Consider the following 16613-nt stretch of genomic DNA (forward strand, 5'->3'; position numbering starts at 1 on the left):
GATGGATTCGGTCATGCTGGGTCTTTGATCCGGATTTCCGCCACCAGTCCGCCACCTTCACGCTCGGCCAGGGCCAACTCTGCCCGGCAGTGCACGAGCAGGCGCTGAACGATGGCCAACCCCAGGCCGCTACCACCGGTCGCCATGTTGCGCGACCTTTCGATGCGGTAGAAGGGCTGCATCACCTTGTCCCGCTCTTCGACAGGAATGCCAGGCCCACGGTCCATCACCCGCACCATGGTCTGCTCGTTCGCATGGTGAAGGATGACTTCGGCTTCGCCGCCGAACTTGATCGCGTTGTCGATCAGGTTGCCGAGGGCACGTCGCAGCGCCTGAGGCCGGATCATCACCGTGCGGGGCAAGCCACCGAGCCAGCGCACGGGCTGCGAGGCGTCCTCGTAGTCCGCCACGACGCTCTCCAGCAGAGCCACGATGTCTGTTGGCAGCTCGGGCTCGTGGACAGGATGTGCACTTCGCGCATACGTCAGGCCTTGTTCGACAAGGTGCTGCATTTGCCCCAGATCCGCTTGCAGTTTCTCGCGCATGGCTGCATCGGCCAGGATTTCGAGACGCAAGCGCATGCGCGTGATGGGGGTCTGCAGATCGTGTGAGATCGCCGCCAGCATCTGGGTGCGCTCAAACAGGCTTTCGTCGATGCGTTCGCGCATGTGATTAAAAGCAGATGCAGCCTGAACCGCTTCGCTTGGCCCCGTCTCGGGCAACGGCGTTGTGGGCAGACCGGGTGCTAGCGCGGTGGCGGCCTGCGCCAACCTGGACAGCGGTCGTGTGGCCTGCCTCACGGCGACAGCGCAGACACCGGCCAGCAGAACGAGTTGCACCGTGAGCACGCCGATCACCCAGGGGGAGATGCGCAGGCGAGGCTCGGCGAGATCCACAACCATCGGCGTGCCGTCCCGCAGCTGCAAGTGCAGGCGCGTCGCGACGCCTTCCAATGGTGCGTCGAGTGCCTGCACCGGCTGAGCCAGGGCCTGCGACAGCACCTGCGTGATCTGCGCCGCCAACGGTGAAGCGCTGGCCTCCCCACTGATTGGACCGACTTGCAGTGAAAGCTGGTAGTTGGCTCGCTGCAGCCGGGGCAGCCATTCTGCCCGTTCAGAGGCCGGAAGCCGGTCCAGCATGGCCACCGAACTGGCCACGTCTGCCGCCAAATATGACACCATCATGCGGCGCATCACCTGGCCGCGTTCAGCAAACGCGAGCGCGAAGGTGAGCGCATGAGCCAGCAGCAGCCCCCCCAACAAGATCAGCATCAACCGGCCAAACAGCGTGCGTGGCCAGTTCATGTGCGATCCTCAGCTTCAATGGCCATGCAGAACACATAGCCTTCGTTGCGCACCGTCTTGATGTAGCGCGCGTCCCGGGGTCCATCCCCTAGGCGCTGTCGCACTCGGCTGATCAGCAGGTCAATGGAGCGGTCGAACACGTCGGCGTCCCGCCCCTGGGTGAGTTGCAGCAGTTGCTCGCGGCTAAGAATATGGTGTGGATGCTGAAGCAGCACGCGCAGCAGCCGGTATTCCGCCGCCGACAACGACACCACCGTGCCCGCGTGGTCCACCAGGTGCCGAGCCAAGGTGTCGAGTGTCCAGGCGCCAAAGCGCAACCGGGCCCGCGGCGTCTCGGCGGCAACGGCGGGCGGCAGCATGCGCGTGCGGCGCAACACCGATTGAATACGGGCCAGCAGCTCACGCGCCGCGAAGGGTTTGGAGAGGTAGTCATCGGCCCCGAGTTCGAGCCCGAGGATGCGGTCAGCCTCCTCCGAGCGCGCACTCAGCATCACGATCGGCAGTGTGGGCTGGCCAGGAGCACGGAGTTCTCGGCACAGGCTGATGCCGTCCTCGCCCGACAACATCAGGTCCAGCACCAGCAGGTCCACAGGTTCGCGCGCCAGTACACGACGCATTTCTCGGCCATCGGCAACGCCGGTGGCTTTCAGTCCCTGGCGCGCCAGGTAGCCGGTGAGCAAGTCGCGAATCTCGGGGTCGTCATCGACGATAAGGATGTGATCCTGCTTTTCCATGCCAAGTTTGTACACGAAGAAGCTTGAGTCGCATCCGTCAGCGCCGAAGCCCGGCCCCCTTGTTTTGTATCTCAGTTTGTCTGCAGGCGCCGCTGAACATCTGAGCGAACAAATCCCCCTGGATCCGATAAATCCAGGACAAGTTGAGACGGCTCAATACAGGCATCCCATTTCAAGGAGCCTGCATGAAGATGCCTTTAATTTGTACCGCGATGGCCACAGCAACCACCGTTGCCCTGGGTGCCTTGGCCGCCCACGCGCAGCCACAACAGCCGCCAGCCCAACTCGGGCGCTGGATCACGGAATCCGGCAACCTCGAGGTCGATATCGCCGTCTGCGGTGATGCCCTGTGCGGCACGGTGACCCGGGTGATGGCCAACCGCTCGATGAGCGCACCAGGCCAGGAGATGGAAGCCGCCGACAAGCGACCCGCTTTGGGTATGCAGATCCTGTCCGGCTTGCGCGTCACCGGCGACGGGACGCTCACGGGAGCCATCTACAACCGCGAGAATGCCAAGACCTACAGCGTGCAGCTGACCATGGACGGAACGCAGCAGATGCTCGTGCGGCCTTACGTGGGAATACCGCTGTTCGGAAAGACGCAGCTTTGGCTGCGCGCGCCTTCCACCACGACGGATGTGGAGGGCAAGCCATGATCGACGTCGCTTTGGCCCAACCGGGTCTGGCGTTTGCCGCTGGCCTGCTCACGGTGGCGGCACCTTGTGTGCTGCCACTGTTGCCGGTGGTGCTGGGTGCGACGGCAGCCGGTGGCCCCGGCGCGCGGCCAGTATTCATCGCCGCTGGCTTCGCGCTCTCGTTCACGTTGCTGGCATTGGTGTTCGGCTCCGTGCAGCACCTGCTGGGACTGGAACAACAGACCGTGCGCGATGTTGCCGCCAGCCTGCTCGTCGTCTTTGGCCTGTGCATGGTGTGGCCAGGCGCCTTTCAGCGCCTGAGCCTGTTGGCGAGTGGTGTGCTCAACCGTGTCAGCCACCTGGGCGACCGGGCCGGCCCAGGATGGGCCGGGGGAATTCTCGTGGGCGTGTCGCTGGGTGCCATCTGGACGCCTTGTGCCGGGCCGGTACTGGCGACCATCCTCGCCTTGGTGGCCACGCAATCGAACTGGGGCGCATCGGCAGGCCTGCTAGCACTGTATGCGCTGGGAGCCGCCTTGCCCATGCTGGCCATTGCCTATGGCGGGCAATGGGCCCTGGCCAAAGTGCGTGCCCTGGCCGGCCACACCCACCGGCTGCAACAGGCGATGGGCATCGTGGTCGCCGCGGTGGGCTTGCTCACGCTGTTGCAGTACGACACGCTGGTCACGCTCTGGCTGTCTGACTTTTTTCCGAATCTGCCCCCTGCACTGTCGGGAGGACTCTGACCATGCATCACACCGATTGCAAGCTCGACCGCCGTAGCTTCATGGCCTTGTTGGCGAGCCTGTCGGGCGCGGCCTCCGCCGCTCCTGACGGTCTGCATGACTGGGGATTGGCGCCCGACTTCCAGGGCATCCAGCAATGGTTCAATTCGCCAGCGCTGTCGCTGACTGCTCTGAAAGGGCAAGTGGTGCTCGTGGACTTCTGGACCCATGCGTGCATCAACTGCCTGCGCACCTTGCCCCACGTGAATCGGTGGGCCGAAACCTATCGCGGCCAGGGGCTGGTGGTGGTGGGGGTACACACGCCGGAGTTCTCATTCGAAAGGTCGGCATCGAACGTTCAGGCAGCGATCAAACGGCACGGCGTGAAGCACCCCGTGGCCATGGACAACGGTTACGCCACATGGAAGGCCTACGAGAACCGCTACTGGCCCGCGCACTACCTCGTCGACGGACGGGGCCGCATCCGCTACCGACACTTCGGCGAAGGCGAATACGCCCGCACTGAAGCGGCCATCCGAACGCTGCTCGCACGGCCTGGCCGTGCCTGAGGCCCGACTTACCCGCATGATCCATGCACATGAAACTCCGCACGACCTGCACCGCCCACGTGGCATCGGCCAACGTGCTGCAGTACATCTGCGGAATGCCGCCCCGCTAATATCCCCCCATGGCGACGCTGCACCGTCCTCCCATTTCCGCGCTGCGCGCCCTGGTGGACACCGTCTGGGCGCATGAGCAGCAACCAGACTCGGGCGCGACATCGTCACCCGGCGCACGCGAGCATGTGCTGCCCACCGGGGCCACGCACATCGCGCTGCGCATCGACGGTCCGCCCCTGCACATCTTCAAGCACGTTGCTGATTTGCACGGCGAGCGCCTGGGCCATGCCGTGGAGGGAGGCGCCCGCACGGTGTACCACCTGCGCGATGTGTCGCAGCCCTCGGTGTCGGTGGGCGCGATGCTCCGGCCCGGCGCGGCCAGTGTGCTGCTGGGTGTGCCGGAGTCCGCGCTGGCCGGACGGCACACGCCACTGGATCAGATCCTGCACTCGGGCGAGGTGGGGGCCTTGTTCGAGCGGCTAAGGGCCTGTCGCGACGGGGCAGGGCGGCTGGCCTGGTTCGAGCACTGGTTGCTGGCACGGGCGCAGGGCCGGCCTGCGGCCTTGCATCCGGCGTTGATCCAGGTGCTACAAAGCCCCGGGCGTCCCGAGCAGCGCGTGCGTGACCTGGTGCGCGCCAGCGGCCTCAGCCATCGCCATTGCATCGCGCTGTTTCGCCAGGCCACCGGGCTGGCGCCCCGCGAGTGGCTGGCTCTGCAGCGTTTCAATCAGGTGCTGACGCTGGCCGCCCGGCCGTCGGAAACCTGGTCCGGCATCGCCGCAGCCACTGGCTATGCAGACCAGGCGCATCTGGCAAATAGCTTCCGGGACATCACGGGCCTGACGCCCAGCGCGTGGCGGCGCCAGGCTGATCTGGCCACGCCGCGCCATGTGCCGTACCAAGCGCAGTCACCGGAACAGCCTCACCGTTGAATTCACAGGAGGTCAATTTCCTGCAAGACGCGCAGGCCCGCCCACGCCAAAATGCCGCATCACCGACCAGGAGTTGCCATGACCGTCCACGAGCTGTACGCCTACCTGTGCGTGCGCGATGCGCGCGCCGCGATCGATTTCTACACCCGTGCCTTCGGCGCGCGCGAGCTGTTCCGCCTGACCGAGCCTTCCGGCCGTGTGGGCCATGTCGAAATGGATTTCGGTGGCCACACTTTGATGATCTCGGAGGAGTACCCGGAACTGGGCGTGCGCAGCCCAGAGGGCCTGGGCGCCTCGCCGGTCACGCTGCACCTGCATGTGGAAAATGCAGACGCTTTGATCTCGCGCGTGGTGGCGACCGGGGGCACGCTGGATCGCGCGCCGCAGGACCATTTCTACGGCGAGCGTTCTGGCACCGTGCGTGACCCATTTGGCCACCGTTGGCTGATCGGGCACGCGATCGAAACCGTCACTCCCGAGGAGATGCAGCGCCGTTACACCGCGCTGTTCAGCGCTTCATTGGATAGCCCAAGCAGCTGACGGGGCCTTGAAAAGATAAGTTCAACAAACCCGCACGCAGGCCTGATACCGTGTACCATGGGTTCGTTGAAATGTGCAAGACCATCACTGCATCGGTCTTTATTCGCTTCACCGGATTCTTCCGGTGGCTGTGTCGAACCTCCCTTGATGATTTTCTTGGCGTCTCTTCACTGGGCGCGCTTTTGCGCCTGGAAACTTCGAAAGGAAATCACCATGACGACACAAACCGGAACCGTGAAATGGTTCAACGAAGGCAAGGGCTTTGGTTTCATCGCCCCCGACCAGGGTGGCAAGGACCTCTTTGCCCACTTCCGCGAAATCCAGGGTGGCGGATTCAAGACCCTGACTGAAAACCAACATGTGCAGTACGAGGTCACCGAGGGCGCCAAAGGCCCGCAAGCCTCCAACATTCGTGCGGTGAGCTGAGGCGCCTTGGGCCCGAGGGCCCAGGCACACAGCTTGCACGGAGCTCCCGAAGCGCGGCTTGTCCGCGCTTTCTTTTTTGGAAGGCAGCATTGCAATGAAGAATCTGCAGGAGGCCACCGAGCGCATCTGCGAGCTCAAAGGCAGTCTGGTCGCCCTGGATGCTTTGCTTCCCGCGCTCCTGGAAACTTTGCCATCGAGTGCTCATACCGCCTTGGCGCGCTCGTTCGAAGCGCATGCCGAGGCGGCGCGGACGGTCATGCTGAACACCACCCTATCGGACCACGTGATGGCCGCGTTCGAGCGCGACATCGCCAGGACGCGGGCCGTGCTGGCGGGCACGGCACCGCCGCAGTCCGCGCTGGAGCAGCGCCACGCGATCGAGGAGGTGCTGCTGACCACGACGCACATCCGAACCTACACCGGCTCGCATCTCTCGACAGGCGCAAGCGGATTTTTCTTTCGCCGTGACGAGCGCTTGTTCCTGGTGACGAACCGGCATGTTTTCATCGATGAACCGAGTGGCCATCTACCAGATCGCATCGAGATCGAGCTGCATACCGATGCCAGTGATCTGACGCAGTACGCGACGTTCTCGATACCGCTCTATGGCAGCGGTTTGGCGCTGTGGCGGCAAGCTGCGGACACGGCCGGCCCGGTGGATGTCGCCATCATCGAGATCCATGCCTGCCGCTTGCCCGCAGGCACGGTGTTGCAGGCGTTTGAGCCATCGAATCTTTCCTCCCAAGGCGAGGACGCGGCGATTGGGGACACGCTGATGATCATCGGTTACCCGCTGGGATTCCATGACACAGTGCATCACCTCGCCGTGGCTCGTAGCGCATCGATTGCATCGGCATATGGCGTGCGCTTCCAACGGCAGGGTTATTTCCTGACCGACGCCCGGACCCACCGCGGCAGCAGCGGAGCACCCGTGCTGCGCCGCAGGAACGGCGAGGGCGGCAGCGCATCGCTGGCGACCTGGCAGTTGCTCGGGGTGCATTCCACACGCATGGACATGCGCACGCGTGATCGGGTCGAAGACGAGTCGCTGGGACTCAATTGCGCCTGGTACACGGATGTGCTGATGGCATTGACCCAGCCGACGTGATTGATGTGGTTTGAACTTGAACGCATGGCCATGGCATCTTGAAGGGGCTCGGACACCCGATGTGCTGCTGGTCGCCGCCCCACCGGGGCAACGCCTGTGGGAGCTACCGACGGCAGGGCGATCCAATCAGGATCCATCTGTCTAGAATGCGTGCACTCAAACAAAGGATTCCGTGATGGCATTGCGTGACTATCTGGGTGAGCAAATTTTGGGTGTGCTGGCTTCGTACCAGGCAGCCGGCATCGTGCACCACATCTGTGTGGTCTACCCCCGCCGCGACAACCAACTGCAGCTCTTCATTCCCAAGGGCCATGCGCTCGCGGAGGGCTCTTTGGTCACGCTACACCTGGACAACCGGACCGGGGTGGACGAACTGGACGCCGAACTGCGCGTTTACCGGACTTCCTACAAGGGCCGGGTGCAGGCGGTGGACGAGAACTGGGCCACGGTGACGCCGGTCGAGTTCAGTCTGATCCATGGCACCCGGGTGGTCGAATCGCAGCGCGAGCCAGGCTACGAATTTCCCGCCGATCCGCGCCCGGCGCGCGCGCTGGCCGCCTCGCCACTGGCGCGCATTCCGGTGCCCGAGGAAAAGGACCATCACAACAAGATCGGCGTGCTGACCACCTTGAGCCCCGCGCAGCCGCACACCACCGTGATGGCCTTCCTCTCATCGGAAGACGATGACGTGTTCATCATCACGCGGCCTGGCACCTTCAAATCACAGGTGCTGAAGCGGGAGTCGCGCTGCTTCTTCACCATCGACGAACGCGCCAAGTTCACCTTCGACCAGTCCATCCACTGGAACTACACCATCCTGGAAATGAAGGCCTACCTCGTGCCGCGCACGGCGCCCGAGTACGAACCACTGCGTGCGCAGTTCATCCTGAAGAACCCGTGGGAAGCGGCCTTCTTCCTGGAAACCGATATCGAGATGTTCCACCTGCGGCATCAGGCCGTGGTCTGCGTGGGTGAAGCGCGCTGAGCACGTGACGATCGGATCAGCGCGCAGCGGTTCGGCAAGGCGGCGCTGCACCGCGACGGTGCGGGTGGCTTGTGATTCAAGCGGTTCGGAGGGCCTCCATCACCCCTACGGCCGCCATGAACAGCTCGGGTGCCAGCGTGGTCTCGGGTGAATTCAGCAGGGCTGGCAGGCCATTCATGGGAGGCGCGGTCGATGAGGGAGACGCTGTCGGCGCAGCCAGAGCTTCGTTGGCGTGAAGTTGCGGTGCTCCCGCCCGCACTTGGTAACGCAGCAATCGCAGGCCCGCCTCGGCGAGAGCCGCGCTGACCGCAGGGCGCAACTGCAGCAAGGCCGCCACGGCATCTGGCTGATCCGCGTGGAGGTCCAGAGTCACGTTCTGCTCGTCCACCCGCACATCCATCCACAGCAGCCCATGCACGGGATGCAAAAAGCACAGGCGCAACATGCGCGCGCGGTTCGCGGGGCGGGGCGACGGCTCACCGTCTTGCTGGTCATCGTCCCGGGGCAACACCCAGAAAGTCAGGGGCAAGGTGTTGTTCCAAGCGTAGGCATGGAACATCCAGAACTGCGGCAACAAGGGCGCGGGGTGTTGTTGCGAGAGCGTTGCGCCCAGCGAGGGTGTATTCAGCGCCACATCCTGCCGCGCTTCATCCGCGGTCATGGCCTGCAGCAGGGCCAGCGACAGGGCCGTGGCGCCCGCATCGCCGGGCAAGGCGTTAGGGCGCAAGGGGATCGTGGGCGTTGAGGCCTGGCCTGGGGCCTGCCGCAGGCGCGCCAGCACCAGTTCGCGCCAGGCCTGCGCCAACACCAGAACGTCATTCGGACTCCCTTGCCCCTGAAAGAAGCGCTGAGCCAGCAGCTGGGCCAAGTCAGGCGCTGTGGAGGAAGAGCCTGCCGCCCCGTCCTGCGTCGAAGCCTGTGCTTGCGCGAAAGCAAGGCGGGCGGCCGTTTCGGTGGAAGACGCCGGTGTCAACGACGTCGGCACCGAGAGCAAGGTACTGCCGCCCTGGAGGGTCAATTGGAATGCCGATTCGGAGGCACCGGCAGGCACTTGAACTTGCAGGGTCTGCCCAATCGACAGACTCATGCCCGCGGCGGCATTGGTCGCGGCACCCAATTGGAACAGACGCCCGTCGGTGCTGCGGGCATGGAACACCTGGTTCGCACCCATGCCATCGCGGCTCTCGATGCGCAGTGTCAGCACCTCGCCTGAACGCGAGGCGGTGTTGGCCGCGGTCGCACCGCTGTGGGCGCGTGGCAGGGGCAGTGCAGGGCCGCCGGTGGAAATGCGGTCAGTGGCCATGGGGTTCGGGATGAGGGACGGTGGACACAAGGAGGGGCATGGAGCCTCGGCGTGTTTGAGTTCAGCCGGTCCAGTGCTCCTGGCGGTGGATGACATAGGGCGGCAGTGCATAGTCGCCTGCCAGCGGCGCTTCTTGACCCAGCAACCCCTTGCGCTCGATTCGATGCAGGTCGGTCTGAGCCTGGACTGCGGCGGCATACGCCGCGACGACTTGATCCGCCACCTGGAGCACTTGCGGCTCGTGGACGGGCGTATTGGCCTTGCCGCGAATCTGCACCATGTGCCAAACGCCATCGTGCCCACGCTGCACTTCCAAGGTCGCGACACGTCGACCCTGCGGGCTGCCCTGACGCAGTGAAAACACGCGCGTGCCGCCGCTCGCGCAGGCGTTGGCATAGCTGCCGATGCAATGGCGCTGCTCCAAACCTTCCTCGGCCAGCAGGTAACCGCAGTCCAACTCCACCGCCACGTAGGCGCCGCTCTGGTAGTGGGGCAGAAGGGAGGGCCAGCGCAGGTCCTTGGCGGGGTCCACTTCGATCAGCAGGGCGCGGTGCCAGGCGTCCGAGCGGCGGCACAAAGACGCCCAGGTCGCGCCCTTGAGCACGTTGGTGTGCGCGTAAACGAAATCGGAAACATCCTGCGCTTCGTGGGCCAGGTTGGCTTCCTGTTCGAGCGACAGTCGGGCTCGCACCAGGGCGCGCAGAAAGATGCGCGCGTTCTCCTCGCGCATGGCCTCAGGTCGGCCGCGCGTGCGGTCCAGGATGCGCTCCACCCCGCGCAAGGCGGGCTGGCAGCGGGCGATGGTCAGCGGCTCGTGCTGCAGGCTGCCGGCAAGCAAGTTGATGAAGTGCGTGAAGCCGCGCAGGATGCGCGCGGAAGGCGGAAAAAACTGCAAGATGGCGCGCAGGACCGCATTGTCCTGCTTGATCAGGAAACGCCAGCCTTGCACGCTCATGCCCCCCTCCAGAAAACAGGCGCGCAGCGCATCGAAGAAGGCTGGTCCGTCTTCCGGATGCAGGGCCAGGTTCAGGCCGGTGTGCGGGTTCAGCCCCAAGGCCAGCAGCGGCAGGCCGCCGGTTTCGACACTGACCCCGGCTTCGTTCCGGGCTTCACTGGCGAAAGGCAGGCTGGGCAGATGCGCCGCGACCCGCGCCATCTGACCCAGGCTGGCGCTGGGGCCGTGGATCGCCAGGGTCAACGCCAGCGCCTCGGGCGCCAGCGCTTCGCGCAGCCAGGCACCGCAGTGCGGGTCGTTCAACCGCAACTCGCTGACCTGCCGCACCGTGGCCTGCAGGCCCGCGCGCTCCAGCAACAAGCGGGCGTGCCCCGCCGTAAGATGCAGGCGGGCCAGCCAGGCGTCTTCACCCACGCTTGACGTGATTGCGCCCATGGCCGGGAATGGGGGCGACAGGTAACTGCGCACCGGCTCACGCAAGGGCAGCCAGGGATCGATGCCGTCGGAATAGAAATTCTGGTGCAGCAAGCCTTGCAGGGCCGACACATCGTGGGCCGTGAGCTTGCGCGCATGTGCCAGCGGCACGGTGCAACAGGGCACTGCCAGCTCGCTGCCCATGTCGCGCCACGCGAATCGGGCATGGCGATTGATGTAAATCTGCAGCTCGCCCGCGCCGCGATCCGCGTCAAGGTCGAGCAGAAATCCCCAGGGTACATCCGCACAGGCGTCAATGCTGGCAGCCGGCATGTAGGGGAAACCGGCATGCCAGCCTTCAAGTTCGGGAAACGCCGCGAAAGCTTCGGCCCAGGTCGGTGGCTGGCAACTCTCGCCCAAGTGATCCTCGAAGAAGGCCAGCAAGATGGCACGCTCTTTCTCTTCAAGCTCGGTGGTGTAGCGCCCTTGGGTGACATCCACGGTTTTGAGAATGGCGGCATAGGCGTGCAGGCGTGGGTCGCTGACGCTACGCAACCAAGCAAGCAAATTCGTCAGCACGCTCTCGCAACCGCGCTCGCCATGCAGGCGCAGCAGTTTTTTCTCACCGCCAACCCGAAAGCCCACCAAAGCGCCACTCATGCGCTACATTCTGCCCGCATGTACCTGCCGCCGCAATTCAGATCCGAGGACCGGTCGCTCGCGCTGGCGCTGATGCGCGAGCATCCCTTCGCCAGCCTGATCAGCACTGACGACGAGGGGTTGCCTTACGTGACCCATCTGCCACTGCACGTGGTAGATGATGACCAGGCCGAAGGGGCTGGACTGTGCCTGTTGGGGCATGTGGCCAAGCCCAATCCGCACTGGCGGTATCTGCAAACTCGCCCTCGGGCGCTGGTCACCTTTCTGGGCCCGCACGCTTATATGTCTCCCCAGGTCTACCCGGACGAGCAACGGGTGCCAACCTGGAACTACGTGGCCGTGCATTGCACGGTGGAAGCGAGGCTGATTGAGGATGCCGACGCCAAGGACGCCTTGCTCAAGCAACTGATCGGCGACCATGAACCGGCTTACGCGGCCCGTTGGCGCGGCCTGGACCCCGAGTTCCAGCGCAAGATGCTCAACGGCATCGTGGCCTTCGAACTGCGCGTGACGACGCTGCAGTGCAAGCTCAAGCTCAACCAGCACCGGCCCGAGGCCCACGCCGCCATGCGCGCCGGCTACTCGACCGGCAGCTCCGAAGAACAAGGCCTGGCGGCTTGGATGGACCGGCTGGGGCTACACGGGCGGGCATGAGCACCGATCAGGACTACATGCGCCTGGCCCTGGACCAGGCCCGCCTGGCCGCGCAAGCAGGGGAGGTGCCCGTGGGCGCGGTGCTCGTGCAGCAGGGCTCGCGTGGCGGCGCCGATCGCGTGCTCGCCACTGCTCACAACACGCCCATCGCCGACCATGATCCGACGGCCCATGCAGAGATGCGCGCCCTGCGGTCCGCGGGCTCGGTGCTTGGCAATTACCGACTCGACGATTGCACGCTGTACGTGACGCTGGAGCCTTGCCCGATGTGCGCTGGCGCGATGCTGCACGCGCGGCTCAAGCGCGTGGTGTACGGCGCGGCCGACCCCAAGACAGGGGCCGCAGGCTCGGTGCTCAACCTGTTCGCGCACCCCCAACTCAACCACCAGACCGAGGTGCGCGGCGGATTGCTCGCGGAGGACTGCGGCGCGCTGTTGCAGGATTTCTTCCTGCAACGCCGCCAGCAGGCGCGACAAGCCGCGCACCACGACCCCGCGCGCTTTCGGCTGCGGGAGGATGCGCTGCGCACGCCCGAGCGCCGTTTCGCGGACCTGCCGAACTTCCCGTGGACGCCGCGTTACATGAACGACCTGCCGTCCCTGGATGGTCTACGCCTTCATTACTTGGACGAAGGGATCCAGGAAAACGTGGCACGGGACGAGGGCGCAACGAACGCCCATCACACTCAAAAAGGCCTCACCTGGCTCTGCCTGCACGGGCAAGGCGACTGGAGTTATCGCCACCGCGTGCTGATTCCGCAGTTGTTGGCGCAAGGTCACCGCGTCGTCGCGCCGGACCTGATCGGTTTCGGCAGGAGCGACAAACCCAAGAAGCAGGAAGCACACAGCTTGGACTGGCATCTGAGGGTGCTGCGAGAGTTCGTTGAACGGCTGGACCTGCGGGAGGTGGCCTTGTTGTTGCCTGGAGAACCCAAGGATGTGATCGCCGAACTCGGACGACGCTGGGCCCAGGCCGAGCCGCGGCGATGCACGCACACCCACTACGCCGACGCGTTTGTGCAGGACGAGCCCGCCGAGCTGGCCCGTGCTTGGGATGCCCCGTTTCCCGACACCGGGCACCGCGCGGCACCACGCGCCTTCGCGGCGCTCACCCTTTGGGATTGATCCGCCAACGCTTGCCTTGGCTCTTATTTGAAAGCACCCTCGTGTTGAACAGCCACGCCCCGGACCGGGCGGGCGTTGGCGCCGCCGATAATGGCGGCCAGTATGAGCAAACACATCTACCTCTATTCCCCGTCCGGCGCGGTGCGCGACAAGGCTGCCTTCAAGCGCGGCATCCAACGTTTGAAAGCCCTGGGCCCCGCCATCGGCACCGACATTGAGGTAGAAGTCGACGACGCTGCGCTGGCAAGCCAACAACGCTTCGCTGGCGATGACGCGACCCGTCTGGCGGCCATCCGCCGAGCAGCCTCCAGCGGAGCGGACGTGGCGATGATCACGCGCGGGGGGTATGGCTTGACTCGAATCTTGCCGGATCTACCTCTCAAGCAAATCCGCAAAGCCATTGAGCGCGGCACCGCGTTCGTGGGACTGAGTGACTTCACCGCTTTCCAACTGGCCTTGCTGGCCCAAGGCAGTGGGCAGGGAGGGATCACCTGGGCCGGTCCCGCCTTGCTCGAAGCCTTTGGTGGAGAAGCGCAGCCCGACGACATCACCCAGGCGTGCTTCGAGGACCTGCTGTTGGGGCAGGGCGAGGGCACCGGCTGGAGCTTGCCACGCACCCGCGAGGCCGATCAGATTGCGGCTGGTACATGGCAGGCACGCCGATTGGGAGACACAGCACACTTCAAGGTGGAGCACGCACCTCTGTGGGGCGGCAACCTGGCCGTGTTGGTGTCTCTGTTGGGCACACCGTACTTCCCATCGTCAACGCAGACCGAAGGGGGATTGCTGTTTCTTGAAGACGTGGGCGAGCATCCCTATCGCATCGAGCGCATGTTGACCCAACTGCTGCACGCTGGCGTATTGCGGCGGCAGCGCGCCATCCTGCTCGGTCACTTCACTGACTACAAGCTGACAGCGCACGACAAAGGCTTCAAGCTTCAAAGCGTGGTGAATTGGCTGCGCAGTCAACTCAAGGTACCCGTGCTGACTGGCTTGCCCTTCGGACATGTGCCCACCAAGGTGTTGCTACCCGTCGGTGCCTGCTGCGATCTGCTGGTGGAGGACCGACAGGCGCTGCTGGTCTGGGGCCATGCCCATGGGCATGGCCCCCACGAAGATCACTCCCACTGATCTTCACATCCCGTGCGGAACGCATCCGCATTCAGTATCCGCAATCCCGCCGTATCTGCAACTGTTTCGCAGATGCGAGGTAGATGAGCGGGTAGGGCACACCTGACGCTCATCGCTCAATAGCCGAAAGAAACTGTGGCAGTGCATTGCTGCCCATGAACACGAGTCATACAGCGAGGCGAGCTGGTGTGACTCCATCCATGCACAAACCGAATACGTCCGCCTGGTCTTGGCACCCACGGTGCCACTGAGCCTGCTTGCGCCTGGTTATGAGCTAAGAGCGAGATATTCGTTGGAGCATCGAGTGGGCACATTCAGAATGAGCGCCATGCCAACGTAAGAGATTCCTCATGGCGATGCTACGCGCGGTGCATGGGAATGTCCTTGTTCAGCAAGCACAGCGCGTTAATGTTTGTGATCGCATGCAAGCGCAGAGGTCATCGGCCTGACACGACAACAGGATGAAATCTCCTCGCTCTTTGATCCAACCGTCTCCTGTTGTTGTTGAGGTCACTCTCGCAAGAGGGGCTATCAGACTGTTGCAATTCTCTCGTCGATGGCTCGCAAGTCAGGCACGAATCTTGTACTGCTCTTCACGCCAGCAGGGATGCATCACTCCCTGCGTCAACGAGTAAGCGGTGGTACCGGATGATTTGTGAAAGCGTATGCAGCGGCCCCGAACAACAGGAGATGAATCGTTATGAAAATGAACAGTTTAAAAATTGGAACTCGCCTGGCTCTGGCGTTCGCCTTGGTGATCGTCCTGCTGCTGGCCAGTCTTGTCGCAGGCCTGTCCGTTCTGACCCGCGTGGACCGCACCATGGATCAGTTGGTGGACGACCGGTACGCACAAATCGCGCTGAGCAACTCGATCAAGGGTGTGGGTGACAAGGGCGCGATCATCATCGGACGCATCTTGCTGGCAACCACGCCTGAGCAAACCAAGAGGTACATGGACGACTACGCGGCTTTGCGCACCATCAACACCGAGAACTTCGCCAAATTCGAGAAACTCCTGCATACCGACGAAAGCAAGGCCATCTTTGCCGAGCAATCAGAGGCCCGCAAGGCCTATGGGGCCGCGGTGCGCAATTTGTTCGATCTGATGGCTGCTGGCAAGCGCGAGGAAGCCATGGCCGTGTACCACGGCGACATGGCCACTCTGCAACCACGCTACTACGCCTTGATCGACAAGATGGTGGCCCACCAAGAGAAGGGCATGATCGCCGACGTGGACCAGGCCAAGCGCGCGTCCGATGGCGCACGCGTCGGCATGCTGGCGTTCTCGGTGGTCGCCGTGTTGCTGGGAATCGTGACCGCTGTCCTCATCACGCGATCGATCACGCAACCGATCGACCGCGCCATTTTGATGGCGGAGTCCGTCGCGCGAGGCAACCTCACTTACAAGATATCGGATGAAAGCCGAGACGAAGTGGGGCGTTTGATGGGGGCGCTCAAGCACATGGTGGACAACCTGCATCGGATCGTCTTGGAAGTGCGTACCGGCGCCGACAACATCGTCAGCGCGTCCCACCAAGTCGCCCAGGGAAATCTGGATCTGTCCTCGCGGACCGAGCAGCAGGCGAGTGCGCTGGAAGAGACGGCGGCGGCGATGGAGCAGTTGACCTCGTCGGTCAAACTCAGCGCGGACAACGCCAACCAGGCCAACTCCTTGGCCTTGCAGGCTTCATCGGTGGCAGTCCAAGGCGGCGATGTGGTCGGCCAAGTCGTTGCGACGATGAGTTCCATCGCCGAATCTTCCAAGCGCATCGTTGAAATCATCAGCGTGATCGACGGCATCGCTTTCCAGACCAATATCTTGGCCTTGAACGCGGCGGTCGAAGCGGCCCGCGCTGGCGAACATGGCCGAGGGTTCGCCGTGGTGGCGGCCGAGGTGCGCAGCCTCGCGCAACGCAGCGCGGTGGCAGCCAAGGAGATCAAGTCCTTGATCGACAACTCAGTCCATCAGGTTGATCGTGGCAGTCAGATGGTGGACCAGGCTGGCGCGACGATGCAGCAGGTGGTCAACAGCATCAAGCAAGTCAGCCACATCGTCGCCGAAATCAGCGCGTCCAGCCGCGAACAGAGTCAAGGCATCGAACAGTTGAACGAAGCCATCGTGCAGATGGACGAATCGACTCAGAAGAACGCGGCGATGGTGGAGGAGAGCACGGCTTCGGCGCACGCCATGCAGGATCAGGCCAATCAGCTCAACGAGGTCGTGCGGGCCTTCGTGCTGAATGGCAAGCCCCAGGCTCACGCCGGCAGGCCCATGCTTGCTTCCGCCCCAGCGCAACTCTTTTTAGCCGGAGACAACGGCCGGTAGACAGACCGGCATGACCCCGCGCCGCGCCTCATGCCCG

Annotated in this window: 16 protein-coding genes; 12 read left to right on the forward strand and 4 right to left on the reverse strand. The window is 63.9% G+C overall.

Translation table 11 applies throughout. The annotated features are described in order from the left end of the window. Window positions 1–11: 11 nt before the first annotated feature. Window positions 12–1304 (reverse strand): ATP-binding protein, encoded by a 1293-nt coding sequence (locus ACLBKS_RS04155; RefSeq protein ID WP_410191540.1) that lies wholly within the window; start codon window positions 1302–1304, stop codon window positions 12–14. Next, window positions 1301–2038 carry a response regulator gene (locus ACLBKS_RS04160; RefSeq protein WP_410191541.1) on the reverse strand — a complete coding sequence of 246 codons (738 nt, stop codon included), beginning with the start codon at window positions 2036–2038 and terminating at the stop codon, window positions 1301–1303. The genes ACLBKS_RS04155 and ACLBKS_RS04160 overlap by 4 nt, the downstream gene beginning before the upstream one ends. A 185-nt stretch (window positions 2039–2223) precedes the next feature. On the opposite strand from ACLBKS_RS04160, the gene ACLBKS_RS04165 reads away from it, so the two are divergent. The 8 genes from ACLBKS_RS04165 to ACLBKS_RS04200 all read left to right on the forward strand — a co-directional run bounded on the left by ACLBKS_RS04165 (window position 2224) and on the right by ACLBKS_RS04200 (window position 8009). Next, window positions 2224–2694, forward strand: coding sequence for a DUF2147 domain-containing protein (locus ACLBKS_RS04165; protein WP_410191542.1), 471 nt, complete (start codon window positions 2224–2226; stop codon window positions 2692–2694). Continuing rightward, window positions 2691–3419 (forward strand): cytochrome c biogenesis CcdA family protein, encoded by a 729-nt coding sequence (locus ACLBKS_RS04170; protein WP_410191543.1) that lies wholly within the window; start codon window positions 2691–2693, stop codon window positions 3417–3419. Before ACLBKS_RS04165 ends, ACLBKS_RS04170 begins: the two co-directional genes overlap by 4 nt. Before the next feature lie 2 nt (window positions 3420–3421). Then, window positions 3422–3967 (forward strand): thioredoxin family protein, encoded by a 546-nt coding sequence (locus tag ACLBKS_RS04175; RefSeq protein ID WP_410191544.1) that lies wholly within the window; start codon window positions 3422–3424, stop codon window positions 3965–3967. A gap of 119 nt (window positions 3968–4086) precedes the next feature. Further along, window positions 4087–4950, forward strand: coding sequence for a helix-turn-helix domain-containing protein (locus ACLBKS_RS04180; RefSeq protein WP_410191545.1), 864 nt, complete (start codon window positions 4087–4089; stop codon window positions 4948–4950). Between the two features lie 78 nt (window positions 4951–5028). Further along, a complete protein-coding gene (locus ACLBKS_RS04185) occupies window positions 5029–5490 on the forward strand; it encodes a VOC family protein (RefSeq protein WP_410191546.1) in 462 nt (153 codons plus the stop codon). 213 nt (window positions 5491–5703) lie between these two features. After that, window positions 5704–5916, forward strand: coding sequence for a cold-shock protein (locus ACLBKS_RS04190; protein WP_410191547.1), 213 nt, complete (start codon window positions 5704–5706; stop codon window positions 5914–5916). 94 nt (window positions 5917–6010) lie between these two features. Beyond that, complete coding sequence (locus ACLBKS_RS04195; RefSeq protein WP_410191548.1) at window positions 6011–7024, forward strand: trypsin-like serine peptidase; 1014 nt, start codon at window positions 6011–6013, stop codon at window positions 7022–7024. 175 nt (window positions 7025–7199) lie between these two features. Next, complete coding sequence (locus ACLBKS_RS04200; protein WP_410191549.1) at window positions 7200–8009, forward strand: hypothetical protein; 810 nt, start codon at window positions 7200–7202, stop codon at window positions 8007–8009. 76 nt (window positions 8010–8085) lie between these two features. Here the strand turns inward: ACLBKS_RS04200 and ACLBKS_RS04205 are convergent, their stop codons facing one another. Both ACLBKS_RS04205 and ACLBKS_RS04210 read right to left on the reverse strand, forming a co-directional pair. Next, window positions 8086–9312, reverse strand: coding sequence for a flagellar hook-length control protein FliK (locus ACLBKS_RS04205; protein WP_410191550.1), 1227 nt, complete (start codon window positions 9310–9312; stop codon window positions 8086–8088). Window positions 9313–9373: 61 nt separating this feature from the next. Continuing rightward, window positions 9374–11341, reverse strand: a complete 1968-nt coding sequence (locus ACLBKS_RS04210; RefSeq protein WP_410191551.1) for a PcfJ domain-containing protein — start codon at window positions 11339–11341, stop codon at window positions 9374–9376. 18 nt (window positions 11342–11359) lie between these two features. On the opposite strand from ACLBKS_RS04210, the gene ACLBKS_RS04215 reads away from it, so the two are divergent. From ACLBKS_RS04215 to ACLBKS_RS04230, 4 genes are all read left to right on the forward strand, one after another. Then, a complete protein-coding gene (locus ACLBKS_RS04215) occupies window positions 11360–11995 on the forward strand; it encodes an FMN-binding negative transcriptional regulator (protein WP_410191552.1) in 636 nt (211 codons plus the stop codon). Next, window positions 11992–13119, forward strand: coding sequence for a tRNA adenosine(34) deaminase TadA (gene tadA, locus ACLBKS_RS04220; RefSeq protein ID WP_410191553.1), 1128 nt, complete (start codon window positions 11992–11994; stop codon window positions 13117–13119). The genes ACLBKS_RS04215 and tadA overlap by 4 nt, the downstream gene beginning before the upstream one ends. Before the next feature lie 102 nt (window positions 13120–13221). Beyond that, a complete protein-coding gene (locus tag ACLBKS_RS04225; RefSeq protein ID WP_410191554.1) occupies window positions 13222–14250 on the forward strand; it encodes an LD-carboxypeptidase in 1029 nt (342 codons plus the stop codon). A gap of 706 nt (window positions 14251–14956) precedes the next feature. Beyond that, window positions 14957–16576 carry a methyl-accepting chemotaxis protein gene (locus tag ACLBKS_RS04230; RefSeq protein ID WP_410191555.1) on the forward strand — a complete coding sequence of 540 codons (1620 nt, stop codon included), beginning with the start codon at window positions 14957–14959 and terminating at the stop codon, window positions 16574–16576. Window positions 16577–16613: the final 37 nt, after the last annotated feature.

Source organism: Hylemonella sp. W303a, assembly GCF_046452315.1.
In the GTDB taxonomy this organism is placed as follows: domain Bacteria; phylum Pseudomonadota; class Gammaproteobacteria; order Burkholderiales; family Burkholderiaceae_C; genus Hylemonella.

Coding starts and splice junctions, on each gene's coding strand:
- ACLBKS_RS04190 (WP_410191547.1), top strand. CDS start 5,704: ATGACGACACAAACCGGAACCGTGAAATGGTTCAACGAAGGCAAGGGC.
- ACLBKS_RS04185 (WP_410191546.1), top strand. CDS start 5,029: ATGACCGTCCACGAGCTGTACGCCTACCTGTGCGTGCGCGATGCGCGC.
- ACLBKS_RS04195 (WP_410191548.1), top strand. CDS start 6,011: ATGAAGAATCTGCAGGAGGCCACCGAGCGCATCTGCGAGCTCAAAGGC.
- ACLBKS_RS04165 (WP_410191542.1), top strand. CDS start 2,224: ATGAAGATGCCTTTAATTTGTACCGCGATGGCCACAGCAACCACCGTT.
- ACLBKS_RS04175 (WP_410191544.1), top strand. CDS start 3,422: ATGCATCACACCGATTGCAAGCTCGACCGCCGTAGCTTCATGGCCTTG.
- ACLBKS_RS04180 (WP_410191545.1), top strand. CDS start 4,087: ATGGCGACGCTGCACCGTCCTCCCATTTCCGCGCTGCGCGCCCTGGTG.
- ACLBKS_RS04155 (WP_410191540.1), bottom strand. CDS start 1,304: ATGAACTGGCCACGCACGCTGTTTGGCCGGTTGATGCTGATCTTGTTG.
- ACLBKS_RS04230 (WP_410191555.1), top strand. CDS start 14,957: ATGAACAGTTTAAAAATTGGAACTCGCCTGGCTCTGGCGTTCGCCTTG.
- ACLBKS_RS04200 (WP_410191549.1), top strand. CDS start 7,200: ATGGCATTGCGTGACTATCTGGGTGAGCAAATTTTGGGTGTGCTGGCT.
- ACLBKS_RS04210 (WP_410191551.1), bottom strand. CDS start 11,341: ATGAGTGGCGCTTTGGTGGGCTTTCGGGTTGGCGGTGAGAAAAAACTG.
- ACLBKS_RS04170 (WP_410191543.1), top strand. CDS start 2,691: ATGATCGACGTCGCTTTGGCCCAACCGGGTCTGGCGTTTGCCGCTGGC.
- ACLBKS_RS04215 (WP_410191552.1), top strand. CDS start 11,360: ATGTACCTGCCGCCGCAATTCAGATCCGAGGACCGGTCGCTCGCGCTG.
- tadA (WP_410191553.1), top strand. CDS start 11,992: ATGAGCACCGATCAGGACTACATGCGCCTGGCCCTGGACCAGGCCCGC.
- ACLBKS_RS04160 (WP_410191541.1), bottom strand. CDS start 2,038: ATGGAAAAGCAGGATCACATCCTTATCGTCGATGACGACCCCGAGATT.
- ACLBKS_RS04205 (WP_410191550.1), bottom strand. CDS start 9,312: ATGGCCACTGACCGCATTTCCACCGGCGGCCCTGCACTGCCCCTGCCA.
- ACLBKS_RS04225 (WP_410191554.1), top strand. CDS start 13,222: ATGAGCAAACACATCTACCTCTATTCCCCGTCCGGCGCGGTGCGCGAC.